We start from the raw sequence: 22760 nt of genomic DNA, 5'->3' as shown, positions 1-22760 counted from the left end.
TGACGGTCCCTATTTGTAGTCCAGCGGAACCTGTGTCCGGAAGGATCAGATTTCGACCGGGTAGGTCGGTTCGCTGATCTTCGGAACGATGCGCTTTTCCACGAAAATCCCGTGCCAGGTCATGAAGATGAGAACGGTCCACAGTCGACGGCTGTGATCGGACTTGCCGTCGCGATGCTCGTTCAGCATCGCGGTGATCGCAGCCTTGTTCAGGATGTGATCCGTTTCGGACTCGGCGATCTGTTGGTGCGCCCAGTCGAACAATTCGGGACCCCGAAGCCAATGCCGGAGCGGAACAGGGAATCCCAACTTGGCGCGGTTGAGGACATGCCCCGGGACAATGCCCTCCAACGACTTGCGTAGTGCGTACTTCGTCGTGTCCTTGGTGATTTTCTGGTCGAGGGGCAACCTCTCGGCGACGGCAAAAACCTCGGGGTCCAGGAATGGGACACGCAGTTCCAGCGAATTGGCCATCGTGATCTTGTCGGCCTTGACCAGGATGTCACCGCGTAGCCAAGTGAACAGATCCAAATGCTGCATACGCGCAACCGGATCCCATCCTCGAGTCTGCGCGTAGATCGGCGCCGTCACATCGGTGTGGGTCCACTCCGGACGGAAATCCCGTAGAACTGCACGGAGCTGAGCATCGCCGAAGCTTCGGGCATTCCCGTAATAACGATCCTCCAGCGTCATGGATCCGCGATGAAGCAAACTCTTGCCGCGCGTACCGTCGGGAATCTTGTCGCTGAGAGCCCCTGCCGCGCGGCGCAATCCGCGGGGAAGATACTCGAAAGGCTTGAGGGACAGTGGCTCTCGATAAATGGTGTAGCCGCCGAACAACTCGTCCGCACCCTCACCGGAGAGAACGACCTTCACATGCTTGCGGGCTTCCTTGGCTACGAAGTAGAGCGGCACCAGTGCAGGATCGGCCACCGGATCGTCGAGATACCAGACGATCTCGGGGATCGACGAGGCGAACTCCTCCGGTCCGACGACCTTCACGACGTGTTTGGCACCGATCGCCGCAGCAGACTCGGCGGCGACGTCTACCTCGGAATAACCGTCGCGCTCGAATCCGGTGGTGAAGGTGATCAGATTCGGATTGTGGCGTATCGCCAGAGCTGCGATCGCTGTCGAGTCGATCCCGCCGGACAGGAAAGCGCCGACGGTGACATCTGCGCGCATGTGCTTGGCGACAGAGTCCTCGAGCGCGTCGGTGATCTCCTGATACCTCGCCGCCTCCGAGCCGGCTACGAACGGCTTCACCGGGAACTTCGGAGTGAAGTAACGAGTGATCTTCGGCTGGGTGCCAGGGGAGAGGGTCGCCGAGCAGCCCGATTCGAGTCGCCGGATCTCGCGATGCAACGTCTCCGGCTCCGGAACGTACTGGAGAACGGTGTAGTGCTGGATCGCTCGAGGGTCGAGTTCGGTACCGATACCGATGAGATCGGTCAGTTCGAGAAGGCTCTTCTTCTCGCTCCCGAACGCAGTACCGCCGGGCCCGGTTGCGATGAACAGTGGCTTGACACCGAACGGATCTCTGGCCAGGAACAGCTCGCGAGTCTCGGTATCCCAGATCGCGAAGGCGAACATCCCTCGCAATCGGCGCAGCGCGTCGTGACCCCAGTAGTGGAATGCCGCGACGATCGACTCGCCGTCGCCCTCGGTGAAGAAGACGGCGTCGTGCTCACGCGTCAACTCTTCGCGTAGTTCCAGGTAGTTGTAGATCTCCCCGTTGAACGTCATCGCGTAGCGCGTCGGATTGTCGGCAGGCCCCCAGCGAAGTGGCTGATGCGAATGCTCGATATCGATGATCGACAGTCGGTTGAATCCGAAAACTACGTCATCGTCGTGCCAAGTGCCAGGTTCGTCGGGCCCGCGGTGACGCATGCAATGCATGGCGGAACCGACGAGGTCGACTCCTGCGTCGTCCGTGCCGGCCGACGTGAGCAGGCCTAGTAGTCCACACACAGAGTCCACTACCTCTTTTCCAATTAGGGATCGGTTCAACCGACACTCGTCCGACGCGGGTCGGTAGTCGCAAGGCGAGCGCCGGGTCCGAGTATGCCGCAGACGCGACGCGCTCGAAGGAAGTGACCCAACAGTGGTCTTGCGGCAGCTTTGGTCTACGCTGCGTAGTACTAGGGCATCTCCATGTGGAGGCCCTTATTCTTCAGTGGTGGGCGATCAGGAAGGCGTGAACGTGGCGCAGAGTCGGATCCTTCGGCGAGCCGGGCTGACAACAGTTCTTGGCTTGGCCGCTGTGCTCTTGTCGGGGTGTTCCATCGACAGTGAAGTCTTGCGCTTCGGTTTTCCGTCGGGCATCACTCCGCAGAGCACACGTATTCGTGAATTGTGGACTTGGTCCGTGGTCGCGGCGCTTGTCATGGGCATCATTGTCTGGGCATTGATCTTTTGGGTGGTCATCTTCCACCGTAAGAAGAAGGACTCTCCGGAGTTCCCTCGGCAGACGGCGTACAACGTGCCATTGGAGCTGTTCTACACAGCCGTGCCGTTCGTCATCATCGCCGTGCTCTTCTACTTCACCGTGGTCGTGCAGAACTACGTCGGTGACAAGCAGTCGGATCCCGACGTCACCGTCGACGTGACCGCATTCCAGTGGAACTGGAAGTTCGGATACCAGACCATCGACCTCAAGGACGGCGTCGTCAAGTACGAGGGCACCGACCTCGAGGCGCAGGCGGCCGCGGAAGCTGCAGCCTCCCCGCCCGAGGGCGAAGCCCAAGGCAGCGAAGACGGCGAGATCGTTCTGGGAGCCATCCACGGTGTGAGCCCGCAGGATCTGTCGTACCTGCACTACAACAAGATCGAGACAGTCGGCACCAGCGACGAGATCCCTGTTCTCGTGCTTCCGACCGGCAAGCGTATCGAATTCGTATTGGCCTCGTCCGATGTAATCCACGGCTTCTGGGTCCCCGAGTTCCTGTTCAAGCGCGACGTGATGCCGAACCCGAAGGAAAACCACTCCGATAACGTCTTCCAGATCTCGGAGATCGAACGAGAAGGATCCTTCGTCGGTCGATGCACCGAAATGTGCGGCACCTACCACGCCATGATGAACTTCGAAGTTCGTGCGGTATCCCCGGACGACTTCCAGCAGTACATCGAGTCGCGTAAGCCGAAGAGCGAAGGCGGTAAGGCTTTGACGAACGCGCAGGCGCTGGAGGCAATCGGGCAGTCACCGGTCTCCACCAGCACCATCCCGTTCACTACCGACCGTACGCAGAAGTCTGAATCCGTTGCCGACGGCAAGTGACCAAGGAAGAATGCTGATATGAAAATCGAAGCCAAGATCTTTGAGATCCTGACTGTCTTCTTCCTTCTCGTCGGGATTGTGTACGCGGTCTTCACCGGGTTCTCCCGCACCGGCGTCGAGTGGGCAGGTGTCACCGCAATTGCCCTGTCGTTCGGCTTGACCCTCATCATCGGGACGTACTTCCGATTCGTCGCTCGACGCTTGGACACGCGTCCAGAGGACTTCGACGACGCGGAAATCAGCGACGGCGCCGGCGACTTGGGCTTCTTCAGCCCGGGTAGCTTCTGGCCGATCGTCCTTGCAGGCGCGGCAGCGGTCACGGCAGTGGGCTTTGCGTTTTTTATTGCGTGGCTTATGGCGTTGGGTGTCGCAATGGTTATCGCCGCAGCGGCCGGACTGGTATTCGAGTACCACATCGGACCAGAGAAGCACTGACCAGTATTTAGTCACTCACTCGACTCCAGCCAAGGCGCTGATCGTCCCTACCCGGGCGGTCGGCGCCTTGTTGCGTACCAGGTGCAGAAGATGCGTCCGCCGGTCGGCGGAGCCCTGTTGTACGGAGCCCTGTTGTACGAAGCTCGCCAACCTGATGAACCGCGCAGCGCTCCGTCAAGTCTGCGCAGATCACTCATTGCGGAATCGGGCCGGGGTGTTCCTACCGTCCTGCCATGAAGCAGGGCGAGCGATCTCCACGGTTCCGAAGGATGGATGTACCCACATCGACATTGACGGAGGTGTGCCGGTCCCGCGGCCGGGATTCTGTCGGAGGTGCTGGCTAGGTTGTCTGCCATGGCTGAGACCATAGACAACGACACTGGCCCGGATGAGACGATGACGGCTATCGGCGCGGCAATGCAGACTGCGGGAGTGGCCGAGCGGCGCGAGCGGCTGCTTGCGCTGTGGGAGCGCGTCGGTGCCGGCGGAGATCCATTGCATCGATGCACGATCAGCCACTATTTGGCCGACGTGTGCGACGATGCGGCGGAGGCGCTGACCTGGGATATCCGTGCGTTGGACGCTGCGGACACGTTGACCGACGAGCGCGTCAAGGCACAACATGCCTCGTTGAGCGTCGCCGGGTTCTATTCCTCGCTGCACCTCAATTTGGCCGATAACTATCGCCGGCTCAGTTCGTTTGCCGCTGCCGCGCGGCACTTGGACGAAGCGACGAGTCGGCTGGGCGTGCTGTCCGACGACGGCTACGGCCAGACCGCGAGGGATGGTATCGACCACGTCGCGGCTGCCATGGTCACTGGCTCGACCGAACGGTTGCCGAGTCACTGAATAGGTTGAGCGTCGAAGTGACTCGAACAGGGGTGTAGTCCTCGACACGAGCAGCTGGAGCGACGACGGCGGGTGCACGGTTAAGCTTCCTGGCTTGCAGCGTTGCTTTGCGCGCATCTCAGCGGCGCAGGGTGGGGCAGATGAGTGCGGCGTTGTGGTGTTCAGAATTCGATAACACTGTGGCTGTCGATGCTTCGCAGTCCGCTGATGGATCATCGCTATGTGGGGGAGGGGAGGGGTGCGTCTTGTCGAGTCTGCGCAGACTGGGGACCTGGACGCCGGCATGGGACGCGAAAAAGGGCGGCACCCGATGGGTGCCGCCCTTTCATGTTCGTCGAGAACTTCTAGGTCTCGCTCTCGCTGTCTTCACGATCGACGGCGTGTTTCGCTGAGCCGTTGCCGTTGACATGACCGTTCGAATGACCGTTGGTTCCGTTGGCGTTGGTTCCGTTGCCGTTGGAGTGACCATTGATCTGGAGCTGATAGTTCTTCAGCATGTTCAGCTGTTCGACTTCGCCGTGGTGGAGAGCTTCTTCCAAAGCCTTGCTCTCGGCAACCGGATCCGGACGGAACAGTGAACCTGATCCTGGCTTACCGGCAGAGCCGAGCTTGTTCATCTTCTTCGGAATTGCTGCACCCTGATATTCGAGCGGGATCGGGTGTCCGTGGCTGTCGACCGGCCCGAGTGGCTGGTGGACCTCGACGTACTGGCCGTGCGGCAACCGCTTGATTATGCCGGTCTCGATACCGTGATCGAGAACAGTGCGGTCACTGCGCTGCAGGCCGATGCAGAACCGGTATGCAACGAAGTAAGCGATCGGAGGCAGGACCAGCATTCCGATTCGCCCGATCCACGTCATCGCGTTGAGGGAGATGTCGAACTTGTAAGCGATGATGTCGTTGACACACGAGATGGTCAGAACAAGGTAGAACGTCAAGGCCATCGCACCGATCGCAGTACGGACCGGGACGTCGCGCGGACGCTGAAGCAGGTTGTGGTGTGCCCGATCGCCGGTGAGACGCTTCTCGATCCACGGGTACATGATCATCACAGTGAAAACCAGACCCATGATCAGCGCGACAGCGAAGACTGCGGGGATCGTGTAGCGGCCTGCAATGTAGATGTCCCACGCCGGCCACAGTCGTGCCAAGCCGTCGGTCCACATCATGTAGAAGTCGGGCTGGGAACCGGCCGAGACCTGAGATGGGTTGTACGGTCCGATATTCCAGACCGGGTTGACCTGGACGAGGCCGCCCATGAGTGCAAGCACACCGAACGTAACGGCGAAGAACGCACCGGACTTGACGGCGAAGACCGGCAAGATCCGGACACCGACGACGTTGGTCTCGGTACGGCCGGGTCCGGGGAACTGCGTGTGCTTCTGGTACCAGACGAGAGCGAGGTGAGCTGCGATCAGCGCCAAGATGATGGCGGGTAGCAACAGAACGTGCGCGACGTACAGGCGCGGAATGATGATCGTGCCGGGGAAGTCTCCGTCGAATACCAACCAGTGCAACCAAGTTCCGATGACAGGAACACTCATCGAAATGCCGGAGAACGCAGCACGAAGGCCGGTGCCGGATAGCAGATCGTCAGGAAGTGTGTAACCGAAGAAGCCCTCGAACATCGCCAAGATGAGAAGCAGGCAACCGATGACCCAGTTGGCCTCGCGTGGCCTACGGAACGCACCGGTGAAGAAGATGCGCATCATGTGAACGATGATCGAAGCAGCGAACATAAGTGCTGCCCAGTGGTGGATCTGTCGCATGAACAGGCCGCCGCGTACCTCGAACGAGATGTTCAACGATGTTTCGTATGCCCGAGACATCGTGACGCCACGAAGAGGCTCGTAGATGCCGTTGTACTCGACCTCACTCATCGACGGGTCGAAGAACAACGTCAAGAACGTGCCTGAGATCAGCAGGATCACAAAGCTGTACAGCGCGATCTCGCCGAGAAGGAATGACCAGTGAGTCGGGAAGACTTTGTTGATCTGTCGACGTATGCCCGGTGCCAGGTGGTAACGACTGTCGACGTCGTCGGCCTGCTTGGCAGCGAGGGCTTGAAGTGAAGGACTCATGAATCAGTCTCCGGTCTACGCTCCCAGAAGGCGGGTCCGAGGGCTTCGATGTAATCCCCGTCCGCTACTAAGAAACCTTCTTCGTTAACGGTGATTGGCAGCTGCGGCAGAGCGCGAGCAGCCGGTCCGAAGATCGGCTTGGCATACTCGAGTGCGTCGAACTGCGACTGGTGGCACGGGCACAGAATCCGATTGGTCTGCTGCTCGTACAGCGACGTCGGGCAACCCAGGTGGGTACAGATCTTCGAATAGGCGAAGTAATCGCCGTAATTGAAGCTTTCCTGGTTCTTGCGCTTGATTACCTTGGCCGTGTCCTCAGAGCGGAGACGGATAAGCATGGTCGCGTTGCGGATGCCACGAAGCGATTTGAGCAAGGCGTGATCGTCGTCGCGGTCGGCCTCACGGAACGGAAATACTGTCTCCATGGCTCCGGCATCCATATCCTCTGGGCGGACCAGAACGACGTCATGGGGACGACCGGTATCGCGCCGAAGGTAAATCGTTTCTCCAGGGTAGCGCGGAGTCCAGCCGGAGACCCATAGAGGAGATTTGTCACCCTCGGCCCATGGGTTCTTGACCAGGCCACCGAGGGGCAGGATGGCCATGATTCCGAGTGCGCCACCGCCGAAGAACAACGAGCGCTTGATCACCTTGCGTCGTCCGATGGTCGACGTGTCGAGCGAATCACTCAGCTGGGCAACGACAGTCTGCCGATCCACCTCGGAGGAAGATCCGTCGTGGCGATCCTGGATGGACACCTCTTCCGGGATGAACTTCTTGGTGAACTGGACCGCGCCGACACCCACACCGAGGATCGCGAGACCCATGGTCAGGCCGATCAGTGGGGTGTAGAGGGTGTACTTCCAGTAGCTCTCTTCACCGAGTCCGGCATACTCCCAAGGCCAGAACAGATAGATCGCGATGAAAGCGACAGCAGAAACGCCTGAAAGCGCGAACCAGAACGCAACATTGCGTTCAGCGCGCTTCTCGGCGCGGGTGCCCTGTACTGCCCATCGATCCTTACGGAATGCGACATCTACGTGGTCGAGATTGGTGCCCAGCTTCACCAGCTGGTCACGGGTCATTCCGGCGAGTTCCTCGTCGGAATACTTCCTGTTCACGTCCACATCGTTCCCACCGGTCTGGCCGGCGTCCGCGCGTCCGGAATCACCGTCACTCATGACCTCGCTCCGATCCACAACGTTGCGCCGACGACGGCACCGATTCCGATGATCCAGATTGCAAGTGCCTCGGTACCCGGGCCGAAGCCGCCGAGTCCCCAGCCACCTGGCGCAGTCGTATCCTGCGCCGACTTTACGTAAGAGATGATGTCGATCTTTTCTTCTTGCGTCAGCTGACGGTCCGAGAACTTGGGCATGTTCTGCGGGCCAGTGACCATGGCCGTGTAGATCTCCTGCTCGGAAGCTGGTCCGAGGGCGGGTGCGTACTTGCCCGAGGACAATGCGCCGCCCTGACCGGTGAAGTTGTGGCACGAAGCGCAGTTGAGACGGAAGAGCTCGCTGCCGCGGGCGATATCGCCGCCGGAAAGCGAAGACTGCGCTACTTCGCCGTTGCTGTCGAGAAGCAGGGTGGGGCCGCCACCGTTGGCCTGAATGTATGCACCCAGTGCGTCGATCTGCTTGTCGTCGAACTTCGCCGGCTTGCGTTCAGCCTGCGCTTCGTTGCGGACCGCGGGCATCCGACCTGTCGAGACCTGGAAGTAGACAGCGGCTTCGCCGACACCGATCAGGCTGGGTCCGCGGTCCTGAACACCCTGCAGGTTCACGCCGTGGCAAGTGACACAGGACGTGTCGTACAACTGCTTACCTTCGCGGATCAATGCGGCCGAATCCTGGTCGGCTGTCGCCACCTGTGGGGTGGGAGTCAAGGCCGACGCAAGAAATCCCGCGCTGATGAGACCCATCATGAGTACTACTGCGCCTGTCACACGGCGGCGAACCTTACGCTGCCGACGACTCTTCACTGCTGAAGGAGAACCGGCTGACGTGATGTCTGTGTTGTCGCCGGGTGATGCTGGGGGAGATGAGCTCATCTTCTATCCCTTGTCGTGTCGGGACGGACTGAACGCCTGGGGCTGATTCCTGGCGTTCATGGTTGTCGACGAAGTCGAAACACTTGCTTTACCGATATTCATCAGCGGATGAAGTAGATGGTGGCGAACAACGCAATCCAGACGATGTCGACGAAGTGCCAGTAGTACGACACGACGATCGCAGCTGTTGCCTGAGCGGGTGTGAACTTACTGACCAGCGTTCGCGTGATCAGGAAGACGAAGGCGATGAGTCCACCGATCACATGGAGGCCGTGGAATCCGGTCGTGATGTAGAAGACCGAGCCATAGACGCTCGAAGAGATCGTGGTGCCCTCTTCGACCAGGTGGTAGTACTCGTACCCCTGGCCGAGGACGAACAACGTCCCCATGACCAACGTGATGATGTACCAGCGCCGCAGTCCGAAGACGTCACCGCGCTCAGCGGCAAATACGCCTAGCTGGCAGGTGAAGGAGGACGCGATCAGAACGGTTGTCACCGGTACCGCGAGACCGAGGTTCAACTCGGTCGGTTCCGGTGGCCAGATGCCGTTTGCCTGCGCCCTCGCGACGAAGTACATCGCAAAAAGTCCAGCGAAAAACATTAGTTCGCTCGACAACCACACTATGGTGCCGACGCTGACCATATTAGGACGGTTCAGCGAGTGCACGCGTTGGGTGATTGCCGATCCTTGTGTCCCTACAGCGCTCGTCACAAGTAGAAGTATGACTGCCCGTAGTACCGATTGCCTACCCGGGTCCTGTGTTGGCGCGTCGCGACCGTCAGAGCAGGCTGTTTCCCCGATAGAGGCGCTGGTCGGCGGCGCCACTCACGCTCGGGTGAGGGCTTCGTGGAACGGTTGCCTCATGGCAACGAACGGTAAGACGGGTTGGTTCCGACGGTGGCTTTCTCGTGATCGGTCGATCCCGCTCGACCCAGCCCGAACCGATTTGCACGTCGTGGCATCTTCCTTCGACGATGCCGAGCCATGTTCCACGGCGTTGGAACGCGGCGCACAACGGAAGGGATGGTTGGAGGACGAAGAGATCGTCCTTCGGCACCACTTGATCCTGCCGCCGGACATGATCGACGACGCGGCCGCAATCGCTGCCCAGGACGGATACGAGCAGGCCCCCGGTTCGATGACGGTGGAGTCGCCCGAGATCACCGGTTACCAGCCCGCCGTCGAGGGGGGCGTTCCGCTGATCCTGCAGCGCGTGCAGGTGCTGGACACGCTGCACTGCTCACAGGAGCGTTCTCGTATGGCTGGGCTCGCGCAACGCCGCGGCGGAATCGTTCTGGGCTGGGACGCCCTGCAGCCTGCTTCCGGCACAGGCAGTGTCGCTGACTAAGCTTTCGCCTCATTGCGTACCTATGACGTGTTGCAACCGCGTCATAGGTTCGGTCGGACCACACCGGTGCCGAAGATTTGGCCGTCAGTTCAGGAAGGCACGGGAAAAGATGACCGCACCGATCAACGACGAGTCGAGCAGGACCTGGAAGAGCATTCTGGGGGCATTGACGTCGTGGGTCGATCTATCGAGTGCCGATACGGCCTGGGCGATGGACGAGATCATGTCCGACCACGCCACAGCCGCGCAGATTGCCGCCTTCGGGGTGGCCCTCAAGATGAAGGGGCCCACTCCTGCAGAGGTGGGAGGACTCGCAGACTCGATGCTCGCGCATGCCTCGCTCGTGGACAGCGAACCGAACTCGGTGGACGTCGTCGGTACCGGTGGTGACGGGGCAGACACGGTGAACATCTCCACTATGGCCGCGATCGTCGCGGCCGCAGCAGGTGCTCCGGTGGTCAAGCACGGGAATCGAGCGGCATCGTCACAGAGCGGTACGACCGACGTTCTGGAAGCATTGGGAGTCAAATTCGGTCTGGGGCCGAGCGGAGTTGCCGAAAGCGTTCGCGATGTAGGTATCGGGTTCTGTTTCGCCCCGGTATTTCATCCCGCGCTGCGGTTCGCGGGCCCGCCGCGCAAAGAGATCGGCATTCCAACGGTCTTCAATATCCTCGGGCCACTCACAAATCCCGGTCGGCCCCGATCAGGGTTGATCGGGTGCGCATTCGAGGCATTGGTGCCTGTTGTCGCAGGGGTTTTCGCCGGCCGTGGCACGAGCGCTCTCGTGGTCCGCGGCGACGACGGCCTGGATGAGATAACGATGTCCACCACGACCAGCGTGCACGTCGTCTCCGGAGGCACGGTTACTGCGGCCACGATCGATCCGAAGGACTTCGGGTTCGACTACGTTCCGCTGTCGGCGCTCAAAGGCGGTGACGCCGCGTTCAACGCGCGGGTGGTGCACGCGGTTCTAGCCGGGGAGTCCGGCCCGGTGCGCGACGCAGTGCTGCTGAACGCGGCTGCCGCGCTGACTGCTTACGCCGGCATATCCGGAGGAATCGATGCCGGTGACATCATCGGTGCCCTCTCTGCTGGGTTGGTCCGCGCGACGAAGGCAGTCGACTCCGGTGCAGCAGCCACTCTGCTGGCTCGATGGGTGAGCCGGTCGAACGAGCTGGATTGATCCGACCGGCTTCGGCGCGAAAGTGCATCACTCGCCGATCGAGAAGCCGGCGTCTATGTCGGCACTCGAATACGACTGGAACGCAATATGCGTCGCAGTATTCAGTACACCGGCGACCTTGTTGATCCGTTGCGTCACTACCTCGGCGATCTGCTGATGATTGCGGACCTTGACGATGGCGATCAGGTCGACATCTCCCGCACACGAATAGACCTCCGAGACCCCGTCGACGTCCGCCACTGCTTGCGCGGTTTCCGGGATGGCACTTGCCTCGGCGTCGATCATGACAATGGCGTGGATCATGGGTCTCCCTCATTCGATGCGCGAACACGCGTACGTTGCGACTCCCCGCGAGCTTAGAGGGCGTATCGGTTGGGGTACGGCGACGCGCTGTACTCGTGGCGGGATGCGGCGCGAGAAATGCTGCACCATTCTTTCCACGCACCAGCGCCGTATACCGGCTCGGCATACCCGTCGGTGGTGCGCACTATGCGGACGCCGTCGGACTCCAGCCACCGGGCAATGAGGCCCACTTCTTCGGGTGATGCGCCGCATAACGGAGTGGTGTCCGGGATGACGGTTTCGGCGGCCGCGGTGATGGCCTCCACGGCCGGCATCGGGTGCACGTGACGCGAGGTGGTGGCCGCGCCCGCCAGCCGACCGTTCCGAAACACTGCGAGTTCCCATCCGCCTTCCGTAGTTCTTCTGGCGGCGACGAGTTCGGTGATGGCTGCGATCGCGGCCAGACGGTGCATTCTTCGGATCATGTCGGCGAGAACGGTGAGTCGATCACGCAGACGGGCTGCTGATTCGAAAAGTTCGGTATCGGCGAGTTGCGTGACCCGTACTCGCGCAGCGTCCAACATGGAGTTGTCGACGCCGTCGATCAAAGCGTGGAATCGCGCGGGATATACCGAGTACTCATCGGGCGACAGCACACCTGCCATCGCTGCGGCGCAACCACCCACCGCGGTCGGTGGGCAGTTCTGTCCGTGTGTGCCGGTGCGTGGGATGCGATTGGAGCAGGTGCGAATCGAACCGAATTCGGAGATGAGCGCCGCAGCGTCCGCGGCATCAGTACGCGCTATGAAGGGCCCGAGTGAGCTGACCGTCGGCGCTCTGACGATGGAAAGCCGTGGAAACGCTTCGACCGTCGTGGTGATCCACCACCCCTTCATGGGGAATTTCGATCGGCGGTTGTACGGCGGGATGTGCGCACTCAGCAACCGGAGTTCGCGGACGCCTGCTTCGAGACCGTGAGCGCACTCGACGTAGTCGACATCGATAGCAAGGCTGACCATCTCCTTCATCCGGCCGCGGGTTTCCGAACCGGTGAAGTAGTTCCGGACTCGACGCTGCAGATTGGTCGAGGTACCGACGTACAGAACCTCCTTGCCGGGGCCCTTGAACAAGTACACCCCCGGGGTTCGGGGGAGGTGGGCCGCGAGGGAACGCTTCGCACGCTGTCCGGCGGAGACGTTCGGGAGATAGTCGACGAGTTCGGCGTAGCTGTGCACACCCTGATTTCCGACGCGCTCGATAAGCGCGTGCAGCACGTCCACCGTCGCACGAGCGTCGTCCAAGGCACGGTGAGTCGGCGTCGTGCCGACATCGAACAACGATGCGAGTGCCGACAATTTCACAGATGGGGCCTCGTCACGGGTGAGTACACGACGCGCCAGTTTGACGGTGCACAAAACTTGGAACTTGGGCCAGGCGATGTCCAGTCGGCTGGCGGCGGCTCGGAGAAAACCGGTGTCGAACCCCGCGTTGTGGGCGACGAGGACTGCGCCCCGTGCAAATTCCAGGAAGCCGGGAAGTACACGCTCGATGCGCGGTGCGTCGATCAGCATCGCGGAGGTGATTCCGGTCAGCTCGACTATGAAAGGCGGGATCGAACGGCCTGGATCGACGAGTGTGGCGAATTCGCCGATCACCTCACCTCCACGGACTTTGACCGCCCCGATCTCGGTGATGGCTTCGGTATCGGCACTGCCGCCCGTCGTCTCCAAATCGACGACCACGAAAGTCGTCTGGTGCAACGGGGTGTCCAGTTCATCGAACGTCAGCTGGATCGGAAGGGTCACAAGACAGGACGGTAGATGGCGGTACCGACAAAATTCTGGGTTGTCGCTTTGTAAAAGCCGTGTCGTACCTCGCCGATATGTTCGCCCGAAACGAGTCGGATTTTCGGGCTGAAACACGAAAGAGACGAGGATCACATGATTGTGGATTGCGATGATTGCAAGGTTCGAGACATCGCGTGCGGAGACTGCGTCGTAACCGTTCTTTTAGGGGCTCCGGGAGCGGAAGGTCCGGTCGATGTCGGAGTCGCTGTCCAAGGCTCGAAAATAGACATCGACCAGGAGGAACTGGGTGCCATCGGGGTTCTTGCCGAGGTCGGTCTCGTCCCACGTTTGCGTCTGGTCCTGGACTCCGACGGCCCTTCCCGGAGCTCTTCGTTACCGTCCTGTGATTCAAGCGCTGATCTACGTGCGATGTAGTCCATTTTTCAGATATTCGCGACTCTTCGGCGCGTTGGGGTCGACACGGAGGTATGCCATTTCGTAACCTTCCTGAGACCTTGCGGAGTCTCGCCAGTCCAGACAGGAGTGGCGTCGCAAGTCACCGCCTAATCGGGCACTCGTCAGAGTGGCCGTACCGGGAACCCGATTTCTACTGGGGTGAATCCCGCCGGATCGCAACTATGCGAACGGTGGGTAGGGCTGATCTTCCCAGCCCGAACCCGTCAGCTAACTCGGTCGGCGGATGAGTGGAAGAAATGGAGCACAACCTCTCGTGGCGTCAAATACTTCAACCCGCCAATTGCGTCGAATCCTCGTAGCCGGTGCGATCACTGCCGGCGCGGTCATCCTGCCCGCTGCCCCCGCAATGGCGGCCCCCATCACCATCCCGGGTGTCGGTACTTTCGAAATACCAGAAATCCCGGGCATGCCTCCGCTACCGGCTGTCCCCGGACTTCCGGCCGCACCGGCACCCATCGCCCCGCAGGTCACGCCTGCCGCAAAGGCTGTCCAGGCCGCCGAGTCCAAGGTCGGTGCCCCGTACGTCTACGGTGCATCCGGTCCCGACTCGTTCGATTGCTCGGGCCTGGTGCAGTGGGCATACAAGCAGGCCGGTGTCAGCTTGCCCCGTACGAGCTACGACCAGGCGTCCGCCGGTGTTGCGGTATCCCAGTCCGATCTTCAGCCGGGAGATGTCGTCTCCTTCTACGGTGGATCGCATTCGGGTATCTACGCAGGCGGCGGCAACGTAATCCATGCATCGACCTCAGGTGTCCCCGTCAAGGTTGCACCGGTGTCGTCGATGCCGTTCGACGGAGCTCGTCGATACTGACCCGTGTGATCGGTACGCAAACAGCATCGGGACCCGGTCGTATCGGCCGCGGACCTGATGCTGTTTCGTCGTTTCGGAGGCTCGAGGTGTACGTGTCGAGCATCTCGATCCGGCTGTGGTTGGACACCGGCGTGACGATTCCGTAATCTTGCCGAGTCCTGATCGGACGGATAGTCGAGCCGTTCGGAAAAGCCCGAGTTATCCGACGTGATTTCCGACAAATTACTGATACTCATGGGTAGAGTTTGTTTTCAGTCCTACACCGGTGCAGCGCACATCGCAGCGAAGGTTCACTGCGCCATAGCTTCATCGACACACCTGCAAGAACGGAGAGTCACCTTCTGTGGCGACACCGACAGTCAAGAACGTTGCTCGATCCAAACGCAGTGTCCTCGCCGCTGCAGCATGTGCGCTGTGCCTACTGGTGGCACCGGCCGCCACAGCCCAGGCGCAGCCGGGCATAGACAGTGCATCCGATGCACAGACGCGGTTGTCGGACCTTGCTCGTGAGTCCGAGCAAACGACCGAGGCTCTGCACAACGCGCAGATAGATCTCGATGCCAAGACCGCAGTGCAGCGCGAAGCAGAGGCAGCCCTCGGTTCTCATCAGAGCGCGCTCGCGGACGCCGAAGCGGCGTTGGCCGCGCTGAAGCCCGCCGTGGACAAAGTAGCCAACGTCAACTATCAGGGTGGTCGGACAAACAGGTTGTTCGCTGTGATGGTCAGCGATTCACCGCAGCAACTGTTGGACCAGATGTCGGCCCTCGACATCATTTCCGCGGAAACGTCGCGGCAGGTGGGTCAGTTCAAGCAGGCTACTTCCGATGCTGCTGCGGCCGAAGAGGCCTCACGTTCAGCTGCAGACGAGGCGCGCGTGGCTGCAGATCAGGCCAAAATGGTCAGCGACGATCTGCAGGCCAAGCAGAGCGAACTTCAAGGGCAAACGGCAGAGGTGATGGCGGCGTTCAGTGCGCTGTCCGGCGCCGAGAAGAGTGACTATGCAGGCAGCCCGCTGCCTCCAGGATTCGACTTGTCGAAGATCATCGAGGGTCTGGTTCCGGGATCGGGGTCCGGTGCTCTGCAAGCAGGTTTGACGCAGATAGGTAAACCGTACGTATGGGGCGCTACCGGGCCCGATGGCTTCGACTGCTCAGGGCTGGTCGTGTGGGCCTACACGCAGGTCGGCAAGACGCTTCCGCGGTCCAGCCAGGCGCAGGCGGCCGGCGGAACGCCAGTCGATCAGAAAAGCCTTCAGCCGGGCGACGTCGTACTCTTTTATCCGGATGCCTCGCATGTCGGCCTGTATGCCGGTAACGGCAACGTGCTGCATGCGTCGACGTTCGGTGTGCCGGTGAAGGTTCAGTCGATGGCGTCGTTCCCGTTCTACGGTGCTCGCCGGTACTGACAGCGCCAGTTCGGGTCACTCGATGACTATCCGCCGCTCTTTGTCGGCGGCAGTTCTCGTCGGCGCCCTCGTGTGGGTGTCGGGGTGTACAGCCTCCGGCCCGCTGGCCGAGTCGACGACGACGTCGATGCCCTCGAATCCGTACGAGGATCAGCGTAGGGCGGGCGTAGAACGGCTTCTGGCGGATTGGGCGGATGCGGTCTCCTCCAACGACGGTGCTGCACTCGAAGCTCTGGTCGACCCAGCAGCATCACCTGAATTCCTGCAATCGCTGACCGGCGCCGCATCGAATCTTGCGGAGGTGCCGCTGTCCGAGTGGGGTTACGAGCTCGTGGACGAGCCGGAAATACCCGTCCCTTCCGAGGTAGCCGAGCATGTGGGGGCCGCCGACGTGTGGGCGCCGTCGGTGATTTTGCGGTACGGCGTCGTCGGGCCGGATGACCTACCGACCCGCAGACCGATCTCGCTGCTGGTGGCCGAGCGCGACGATGAATGGCGACTGGTGTCCGACACAGACGTACCAGGTATCGACCGACATACCTGGCGAGGACCATGGGACTTCGGGCCGGTAACGGTCACGCCGGTCACGACGGCCGGGGGAACATCGATGGTGCTGGGCAAACGAGAGCACGATCCTCTCACCTCTCGGCTTACCACCGAATTACCGGCCGCGGTCGAGGCAGTTGCGGACTTCGTGGGTGACGACTGGCCGCGCAAGACGCTGATAGTGACAACGAGTTCCACAGACGAGTTCCTTGCGTCGGCAGGGGGAGCTGCGGGCCCGGACGTGGCGGCTGTGTCCGTTTCGGACTTCGTTGTGCCCGGCGATCCGGTGACCGGGCAGCGTGTCGTCTTCTCGCCTTCCGCTGCAGAGCGATTGTCCGACTTCACTACTCGTTCGGTCCTGCGTCACGAACTCACGCACATCGCCGCTCGCGCGGACACCGTCGACGGATCGCCGACGTGGATACTCGAGGGGTTCGCGGACTACTCGGGCTATCGCGGATCGGGTGTCGATTTCGCGACGCTGGCTCCGACCCTGAATCGTGTAGTCCGGGCAGGTGGACCGCCCACGGTTCTCCCGGCAGACTCCGATTTCTCGGCAGGCGGCCTCCGCTCCACGCTCGCCTACGAATCCGCATGGTCTCTGGCAGCGTTCGTCGCCGAGCGCTACGGCGAGCCGGTGCTCCGAGATCTTTACGCGCAGTTGGCAACCGGTCTGCAAACAGATGCCGAGATCAGTACGGGTCTCGAAGCGACTGTCGGGTCTGGAACCGGCATATTCATCACGGACTGGGGGGCTTGGGTTGCGCAGAATGCGAGCTGACCTACGGTAGTGCAATGGGTCGGACGCTCTTGGTAACGAATGATTTTCCCCCGCGTCCCGGAGGTATTCAGTCCTATCTCCAGAGCATCGCGGATAGGTTCCCACCCGAAGAACTGGTGGTATACGCCCCCCGATGGCGGGGCGATAGTCATGTCGAGTTCGATGCACGCCAGCCGTACGAAGTGGTTCGGCACCCCACGACGCTGATGCTACCGACACCGCTGGTGGCGCGACGAGCTGCACGGCTTGTGAAGTCGCACGATTGCGACAGTGTGTGGTTCGGGGCGGCCGCGCCGCTCGCCGTGATGGCGCCAGTGGTCAGACGCGCAGGGGTAGAGACGATCATCGCGAGCACCCATGGACACGAAGTGGGATGGTCGATGATTCCAGGTGGTCGCGGAACGCTGCGAGCGATCGGCAACTCCGTCGACACAGTGACGTACGTAAGTAAGTACACGCGAGGACGGTTCGCGTCGGCCTTCGGTCCGCAGGCCGCGCTCGAGCACGTACCGCCGGGTGTAGACACCGATAAGTTCAAGCCGGATTCCGCTGCACGAGCTGAACTTCGGGCCCGCTACGGGTTGGGGGATCGACCGACGATTCTGTGTCTGTCGCGCTTGGTACCGCGCAAGGGGCAGGATTTCCTCATCCGGTCGATGCAAGGGATCCGAGAAGCGATCGACGGTGCGGTTCTGGTTGTCGTCGGTGGCGGGCCGTACGAGGGCACCTTACGTGCACTGGTTCGCAGCTGCGGCGTGGAAGATCACGTGATCTTCACTGGCACAGTCCGTTCGGCGGAGCTGGCTGCGCATCACACGATCGCGGACGTCTTCGCGATGCCGAGCAGAACTCGCGGCTGGGGGCTCGACGTCGAGGGTCTGGGGATCGTCTATCTGGAAGCCTCGGCGTGCGGCGTGCCGGTCGTCGCCGGCATGTCCGGTGGCGCACCGGAAACGGTGCGGCAGAACGAAACCGGACATGTAGTCGATGGTCGTTCGGTCGAGCAGATCACCGAGGCGATCGTCCGAATTCTGTCCGATGCGACGCTCGCCGCATCGATGGGCGCGGCCGGACGTGAGTGGGTCGAAAAGAACTGGCGCTGGGACACTCTCGCGCACAAGCTGCGCAGCCTGCTCTGATCCGCGCCCTGTTCCCTTGTGCGTGTGGTCGGCACAAGGGAACAGGCCGGTGACTACCTGGAGTAGATCGCTTCGACGTCGTCCGCGTAGGTCTTGGTGATCACATTGCGTTTGAGCTTCATCGTCGGTGTCACCTCGCCGGCCTCCTCGGTGAAGTCGTTCGGCAGGATCCGGTACTTCTTGATCCCCTCGGCGTGTGAGACCGACTTGTTTGCCTCATCGATCGCCTCATCGATCTCTGCGATCAGGTCCGGGTCGGTGGCCAGGTCTGCTGCAGACGAATCTGCGGGTTTGGAGTTGCGCTCCTTCCAACCGGTCAGAGCGTCTGCATCGAGCGTCACCAATGCGCCGATGAACGGCTTCTGATCGCCGACGACGATTGCTTGACTGATCAGGGCATGCGCGCGCAGTTGATCTTCCAGACCTGCGGGCGAGACGTTCTTTCCGCCTGCGGTGACGATCAATTCTTTCTTGCGGCCGGTGATCGTGATGTACCCGTCGGCGTCGAGCGAACCGAGATCGCCGGTACAGAACCATCCGTCATCCAGGGACTCGGCAGTCGCTTCCTCGTTACGCCAATAGCCGGCGAACACAACAGGGCCGCGCAGCTGAATTTCGCCGTCGGGGGCGATCCGGACGGTATTGCCGGGGAGAGGTCGACCGACACTGCCGACGTGTTGATTGCCGATGGTATTCACCGCAAAGGCTGCGCTGGTCTCGGTCAGTCCGTATCCCTCGTAGATCGGTACCCCGCTTCCGCGATAGAAGTGGCCGAGTCGTGCGCCGAGCGGAGCGCCGCCGGAGATCGCCAGCTTGCAATTGCCACCCAGAGCCGCACGGAGTTTCGAGTACACGAGCTTGTCGAACACTGCATGCTTGACTCGAAGTACGACTCCGGTGGAGCCTTCGTCCTTCGACTGGCTCCACGCGACAGCTGTGTCGGCGGCCGCGTCGAAAATCTTTCCCTTGCCGTCGGAATGTGCCTTCTGTCGGGCAGTGTTGAATACTTTCTCGAAAACGCGGGGCACCGACAAGATGAAATCCGGCTTGAACGACCCGAACGTGGCGACGAGGTTGGGGATGTCGTTCGTGTGGCCGACTGTCGTCCCCGCATCGAAGGCTGCAATCGTGACGGCCCGGGCCAACACGTGCGCGAGCGGCAGGAACATCAGGGTCCGCGTGCCACCTCTCAGCAGTGACTTCAGCGTCGTCTCGCGGATTCCCTTGGACTCCGCAAGGAGATTGGCATGGGTGAGCTGCACGCCCTTGGGACGGCCGGTAGTACCCGAGGTGTAGATGAGGGTCGCCGGATCCGACGAACGTAGGGCAGCGACACGTGCTTCGACCACGCCGTCGGCAGTGGCCGCACCGAGTTCGATCAATTCGTGGATCGCGCCGGTATCGGCAGTTGTGCCGTCCACCTGGAACGTCCTACGTACCGTCTTCGACGCTGCGACGACGTCGGCGGTTTCGTCACGGTGCTGCTTGTTTTCCAGCACGAGCAGAACCGGCTCGGCGTCGGAGAGGATCCATTCGACCTGATTGGCAGATGATGTCTCGTAAACCGGAACCGTTACCCCACCTGCCGCCCAGATCGCGTAGTCGAGCACCGACCATTCGTAGCGCGTCGAGGACATCAGTGCGACGCGATCACCCTGCTCGACTCCGGAGGCAATCAGACCTTTGGCAACCGATACGACCTGAGTCGCGAACTGCTCGGCAGTGACGTCGGTCCAACTGCCGTTCTCTTGGCGGAGAAACGCCACCGACTCGGGTGCCGTAGCCCGGCGGGTGAAAACGGAATCGACTGCCGATTCCCCGTCCTCGACTTTGAATCGGGCGGGCACAGTGAACTCACGCACGGGGGATACCTCCAACAACGGATCGGATAGCTCTACTCACGAGTAGCTCGGATTGTTTGTACTGTAGTCCGGCATCCTGGAGCCGTTCGACCGCCTCAGGTGCGGCGCCGCGAAAGATGTATGTGAAGCTCTTTCGATGAGCAGTATCCAAGTAGCGGATCAAACCTTCATTGCTGTTCCGGGCGCGCGCGTCTCCGAGGCGATGGTGCCGAGAGATCGTTGGCGTTCGTGGTGGCCTGACCTGCGGATCGAGGTGTCCGAAGATCGTGCCGACAAAGGCATCCGTTGGACGATCGACGGAGCGCTGACGGGGACGATGGAAGTGTGGCTCGAGGAAATCCCGGTCCTCGACGGCGTTATCGTCCATTATTTTTTGCATGCCGAGCCACCCGCAGGGCGGGAAGGACTCGACCTTGTCAGCGAGAACCGCAGGCGAAGAATTGCGGGAAAGGCGATGGCATTCGCGCTCAAACGTGAATTGGAGGCAGGCCGCGCTGCGGGCGAGCGTCCGGATCACGCACGAACCTAGAGGCGAAGACGTGCTCTCCTACGGTCCCCGTTGTGCGGACCGTAGGAGATCGTGTGTGATGAGGGGCGTCGACGGCGAGCGCCGATGCCTGGGCGATACAAGCCCATCGACATCGAACGAGAAAGGAAGCGGACCAACAGCCATGGCCGAGAAAACTCAGAGGTCAATCACCGTCGACGCTCCGTCCGCACAGGTAATGGACGTGATCGCAGACTTCGACGCGTATCCGTCCTGGGTCTCGGCAGCGAAGTCCGTGGAGGTGCTCGCTACCGGCTCGAACGGTCGAGCGGACCGCGTCAAGTTCGTTCTCGACGCGGGAATGGTCAAGGACACTTACGAACTTCGTTACGACTGGGCGCCGGATGGAATGGCAGTGGCGTGGGAGCTCGTATCGGGTGAAATGCAGAAGTCGCAGTCGGGGTCGTACACGTTGAAGGACGCCGGCGAGGGACGGACCGATGTCGTCTACGAGTTGACGGTAGATCTGAACATTCCGATGATCGGATTGTTCAAGCGTAAAGCGGAGAAGGTCATCACCGATACCGCGCTCAAAGAGCTGAAGAAACGAGTCGAAGGCTGAGCGAGGCTCGCGCCGACGCCCGCACCATGGTCCGACTGTTCGTCGGAAAGGGCGGAGCAGGCAAGACGACGCTTGCTGCCAAGACGGCGATCGAAGACGCCAGGTCGGGGCGTCGAGTGCTGGTGGTGTCATTCGATCAGGCACATTCGCTGCTCGATGTTCTCGGACGCCCAGCCCTGGGTGGTCCGACGTCGCCGGCCGGTAATAGGCCCAGGCAGGTGGCCGAGGGACTCGATGTTCTCGAGTTGGATACGTTGGCGATACTGGAGGCGAGCTACCGATCGATCTCTGCCATCGTGTCGTTGGCCGGAACGGGGCACGAGCACGGCGTCCGCTTCGGTGGTATCGACCCCGAAGAGATTGTCGGCGCGCCCGGAGCCCAAGAGCTGCTCGGCTTGCATCGCCTGGTCGAACTCGTCGACGAGAAAATCTGGGACACAGTAATCGTGGACCTACCTGCAACCGCGGATGCGTTGCGCACCCTGGCGCTTCCAGACCTGCTGTGTGGTTATCTGGAACGCCTCTGGCCACAACACGATCGAGTCGTCGCGGGGACCGGAACGGACCCACGTCTGACCGTTCTGGTCGCAGTGATGGAACGCGTCATCGCAGACGCCGACGCAGTTCGTAAGCTGTTGTTCGATCACCGGCGAACGACGGCGACAGTCGTTCTGACTCCGGATTCGGTCGGGGTCGCGGAGGCTCGTCGGACCATGTCGGCGGCTGCATTGATGGGATTGCCGGTCGCCGAGGTGATCGTCAACAAGGTTCTGCCCGAGCTGAATTCGTCGTCGATGGGGCTTGTAGGTGTGCACCCGGCGGTATTCTGGTTCGAGAGTTGGCGCGCAGCCCAGCAGGCCCGCCTTGCCGACGTCGAGCAGGTTGCGCAGGGTTGTTCGTTGCTGGTCGTGGAACAAAGTGCAGTCGAACCGGTAGGGTTGGCATCTCTCGGCGCGCTGGAAACTCGGGTGGGTGTCGTCACAGTGTCTGACCGAGCTGGGTCCAACCGAGCTGGGTCCAACCGAGCTGGGTCCAACCGAGCGGGTGGGGCAGGTGTCGCACGCCAGTTCGAGAAACCAGTGGTGGCGCACGAGTCGGGATCGGGGTTGGAATCGGTGTACACGATGACGCTGTGTCTACCTGTCGTGGACCCGTCGACGGTCATCCTCGGACGAGTAGAGGACGACGTGATCATCGGTGCCGACGGAACCCGCAAGCGGGTTCGCCTGGCTTCGGTGCTGCGTCGTTGTATCGTTCTCGGCGCCGAGTTCGAATCCGGTAACCTCGTGGTCCGTTTCCGGCCCGACCCGGCCCTGTGGCCGGCCTGAAAGGT

At 61.3% G+C, this 22760-nt stretch carries 20 protein-coding genes and 1 riboswitch; of the genes, 12 read left to right on the top strand and 8 right to left on the bottom strand.

Features of this window, described 5'->3' with window-relative positions:
- Window positions 1-45 precede the first annotated feature (45 nt).
- Window positions 46-1971, bottom strand: coding sequence for an asparagine synthase (glutamine-hydrolyzing) (gene asnB / locus BJI47_RS21755; protein ID WP_088945899.1), 1926 nt, complete (start codon window positions 1969-1971; stop codon window positions 46-48).
- A 226-nt stretch (window positions 1972-2197) separates the two neighbouring features.
- On the opposite strand from asnB, the gene BJI47_RS21750 reads away from it, so the two are divergent.
- The 3 genes from BJI47_RS21750 to BJI47_RS21740 all read left to right on the top strand — a co-directional run bounded on the left by BJI47_RS21750 (window position 2198) and on the right by BJI47_RS21740 (window position 4561).
- Complete coding sequence (locus BJI47_RS21750) at window positions 2198-3277, top strand: cytochrome c oxidase subunit II (protein ID WP_176225033.1); 1080 nt, start codon at window positions 2198-2200, stop codon at window positions 3275-3277.
- Window positions 3278-3295: 18 nt separating this feature from the next.
- Complete coding sequence (locus tag BJI47_RS21745) at window positions 3296-3712, top strand: cytochrome c oxidase subunit 4 (RefSeq protein ID WP_088945654.1); 417 nt, start codon at window positions 3296-3298, stop codon at window positions 3710-3712.
- A 354-nt stretch (window positions 3713-4066) separates the two neighbouring features.
- Window positions 4067-4561, top strand: coding sequence for a hypothetical protein (locus tag BJI47_RS21740; RefSeq protein ID WP_088945653.1), 495 nt, complete (start codon window positions 4067-4069; stop codon window positions 4559-4561).
- 344 nt (window positions 4562-4905) lie between these two features.
- On the opposite strand, the gene BJI47_RS21735 is transcribed toward BJI47_RS21740, so the two are convergent.
- From BJI47_RS21735 to BJI47_RS21720, 4 genes are all read right to left on the bottom strand, one after another.
- On the bottom strand, window positions 4906-6642 hold the full coding sequence (locus tag BJI47_RS21735; protein WP_088945652.1) for a cytochrome bc complex cytochrome b subunit: 1737 nt from the start codon (window positions 6640-6642) through the stop codon (window positions 4906-4908).
- Window positions 6639-7823 (bottom strand): ubiquinol-cytochrome c reductase iron-sulfur subunit, encoded by a 1185-nt coding sequence (locus BJI47_RS21730; protein WP_088945898.1) that lies wholly within the window; start codon window positions 7821-7823, stop codon window positions 6639-6641. The genes BJI47_RS21735 and BJI47_RS21730 overlap by 4 nt, the downstream gene beginning before the upstream one ends.
- Window positions 7820-8695 (bottom strand): cytochrome c, encoded by an 876-nt coding sequence (locus BJI47_RS21725; RefSeq protein WP_088945651.1) that lies wholly within the window; start codon window positions 8693-8695, stop codon window positions 7820-7822. Before BJI47_RS21725 ends, BJI47_RS21730 begins: the two co-directional genes overlap by 4 nt.
- A 101-nt stretch (window positions 8696-8796) precedes the next feature.
- Window positions 8797-9408, bottom strand: a complete 612-nt coding sequence (locus BJI47_RS21720; protein WP_084346779.1) for a heme-copper oxidase subunit III — start codon at window positions 9406-9408, stop codon at window positions 8797-8799.
- A gap of 151 nt (window positions 9409-9559) precedes the next feature.
- On the opposite strand from BJI47_RS21720, the gene BJI47_RS21715 reads away from it, so the two are divergent.
- Both BJI47_RS21715 and trpD read left to right on the top strand, forming a co-directional pair.
- Window positions 9560-10045, top strand: a complete 486-nt coding sequence (locus BJI47_RS21715; protein ID WP_088945650.1) for a hypothetical protein — start codon at window positions 9560-9562, stop codon at window positions 10043-10045.
- Window positions 10046-10154: 109 nt separating this feature from the next.
- Window positions 10155-11228: an anthranilate phosphoribosyltransferase gene (gene trpD, locus BJI47_RS21710; RefSeq protein ID WP_088945649.1), complete on the top strand. Its 1074-nt coding sequence runs from the start codon at window positions 10155-10157 to the stop codon at window positions 11226-11228.
- Between the two features lie 27 nt (window positions 11229-11255).
- Here the strand turns inward: trpD and BJI47_RS21705 are convergent, their stop codons facing one another.
- Entirely contained in the window at window positions 11256-11531 is a 276-nt protein-coding gene (locus tag BJI47_RS21705; RefSeq protein ID WP_088945648.1) for an Lrp/AsnC family transcriptional regulator, read from the bottom strand.
- A 53-nt stretch (window positions 11532-11584) separates the two neighbouring features.
- A complete protein-coding gene (locus BJI47_RS21700) occupies window positions 11585-13315 on the bottom strand; it encodes a DEDD exonuclease domain-containing protein (protein ID WP_088945647.1) in 1731 nt (576 codons plus the stop codon).
- Window positions 13316-13847: 532 nt separating this feature from the next.
- Window positions 13848-14009, top strand: a riboswitch (cyclic di-AMP (ydaO/yuaA leader).
- 18 nt (window positions 14010-14027) lie between these two features.
- On the opposite strand from BJI47_RS21700, the gene BJI47_RS21690 reads away from it, so the two are divergent.
- The 4 genes from BJI47_RS21690 to BJI47_RS21675 all read left to right on the top strand — a co-directional run bounded on the left by BJI47_RS21690 (window position 14028) and on the right by BJI47_RS21675 (window position 18456).
- Complete coding sequence (locus tag BJI47_RS21690; RefSeq protein WP_176224996.1) at window positions 14028-14585, top strand: C40 family peptidase; 558 nt, start codon at window positions 14028-14030, stop codon at window positions 14583-14585.
- A 343-nt stretch (window positions 14586-14928) separates the two neighbouring features.
- Window positions 14929-15990, top strand: coding sequence for a C40 family peptidase (locus tag BJI47_RS21685; protein ID WP_088945644.1), 1062 nt, complete (start codon window positions 14929-14931; stop codon window positions 15988-15990).
- Between the two features lie 22 nt (window positions 15991-16012).
- Window positions 16013-17317 (top strand): hypothetical protein, encoded by a 1305-nt coding sequence (locus tag BJI47_RS21680; RefSeq protein ID WP_088945897.1) that lies wholly within the window; start codon window positions 16013-16015, stop codon window positions 17315-17317.
- A 14-nt stretch (window positions 17318-17331) separates the two neighbouring features.
- A complete protein-coding gene (locus BJI47_RS21675) occupies window positions 17332-18456 on the top strand; it encodes a glycosyltransferase family 4 protein (RefSeq protein WP_088945643.1) in 1125 nt (374 codons plus the stop codon).
- A gap of 53 nt (window positions 18457-18509) precedes the next feature.
- On the opposite strand, the gene BJI47_RS21670 is transcribed toward BJI47_RS21675, so the two are convergent.
- Window positions 18510-20318: a long-chain fatty acid--CoA ligase gene (locus BJI47_RS21670; RefSeq protein WP_176224995.1), complete on the bottom strand. Its 1809-nt coding sequence runs from the start codon at window positions 20316-20318 to the stop codon at window positions 18510-18512.
- A 136-nt stretch (window positions 20319-20454) separates the two neighbouring features.
- Here BJI47_RS21670 and BJI47_RS21665 point away from each other — a divergent pair, with 136 nt between their 5' ends.
- From BJI47_RS21665 to BJI47_RS21655, 3 genes are all read left to right on the top strand, one after another.
- Window positions 20455-20847, top strand: a complete 393-nt coding sequence (locus tag BJI47_RS21665) for a polyketide cyclase / dehydrase and lipid transport (RefSeq protein WP_088945642.1) — start codon at window positions 20455-20457, stop codon at window positions 20845-20847.
- A 142-nt stretch (window positions 20848-20989) separates the two neighbouring features.
- Window positions 20990-21427 carry an SRPBCC family protein gene (locus tag BJI47_RS21660; protein ID WP_088945641.1) on the top strand — a complete coding sequence of 146 codons (438 nt, stop codon included), beginning with the start codon at window positions 20990-20992 and terminating at the stop codon, window positions 21425-21427.
- A gap of 26 nt (window positions 21428-21453) precedes the next feature.
- Entirely contained in the window at window positions 21454-22755 is a 1302-nt protein-coding gene (locus tag BJI47_RS21655) for an ArsA family ATPase (protein ID WP_088945640.1), read from the top strand.
- Window positions 22756-22760: the final 5 nt, after the last annotated feature.

This window comes from Rhodococcus sp. 1168, from assembly GCF_002091955.1.
In the GTDB taxonomy this organism is placed as follows: Bacteria; Actinomycetota; Actinomycetes; order Mycobacteriales; family Mycobacteriaceae; genus Rhodococcoides.
Note: the sequence above shows the minus strand (reverse complement) of the source record. Positions and strands in the feature narration are given on the sequence as shown.

What these genes read in the sequence shown, in the direction of transcription:
- BJI47_RS21680 (WP_088945897.1), top strand. Translation starts at nt 16,013, where the DNA reads ATGACTATCCGCCGCTCTTTGTCGGCGGCAGTTCTCGTCGGCGCCCTC.
- BJI47_RS21740 (WP_088945653.1), top strand. Translation starts at nt 4,067, where the DNA reads ATGGCTGAGACCATAGACAACGACACTGGCCCGGATGAGACGATGACG.
- BJI47_RS21660 (WP_088945641.1), top strand. Translation starts at nt 20,990, where the DNA reads ATGGCCGAGAAAACTCAGAGGTCAATCACCGTCGACGCTCCGTCCGCA.
- BJI47_RS21730 (WP_088945898.1), bottom strand. Translation starts at nt 7,823, where the DNA reads ATGAGTGACGGTGATTCCGGACGCGCGGACGCCGGCCAGACCGGTGGG.
- BJI47_RS21715 (WP_088945650.1), top strand. Translation starts at nt 9,560, where the DNA reads ATGGCAACGAACGGTAAGACGGGTTGGTTCCGACGGTGGCTTTCTCGT.
- trpD (WP_088945649.1), top strand. Translation starts at nt 10,155, where the DNA reads ATGACCGCACCGATCAACGACGAGTCGAGCAGGACCTGGAAGAGCATT.
- BJI47_RS21705 (WP_088945648.1), bottom strand. Translation starts at nt 11,531, where the DNA reads ATGATCCACGCCATTGTCATGATCGACGCCGAGGCAAGTGCCATCCCG.
- BJI47_RS21655 (WP_088945640.1), top strand. Translation starts at nt 21,454, where the DNA reads ATGGTCCGACTGTTCGTCGGAAAGGGCGGAGCAGGCAAGACGACGCTT.
- BJI47_RS21665 (WP_088945642.1), top strand. Translation starts at nt 20,455, where the DNA reads ATGAGCAGTATCCAAGTAGCGGATCAAACCTTCATTGCTGTTCCGGGC.
- BJI47_RS21735 (WP_088945652.1), bottom strand. Translation starts at nt 6,642, where the DNA reads ATGAGTCCTTCACTTCAAGCCCTCGCTGCCAAGCAGGCCGACGACGTC.
- BJI47_RS21675 (WP_088945643.1), top strand. Translation starts at nt 17,332, where the DNA reads ATGGGTCGGACGCTCTTGGTAACGAATGATTTTCCCCCGCGTCCCGGA.
- BJI47_RS21725 (WP_088945651.1), bottom strand. Translation starts at nt 8,695, where the DNA reads ATGAGCTCATCTCCCCCAGCATCACCCGGCGACAACACAGACATCACG.
- BJI47_RS21745 (WP_088945654.1), top strand. Translation starts at nt 3,296, where the DNA reads ATGAAAATCGAAGCCAAGATCTTTGAGATCCTGACTGTCTTCTTCCTT.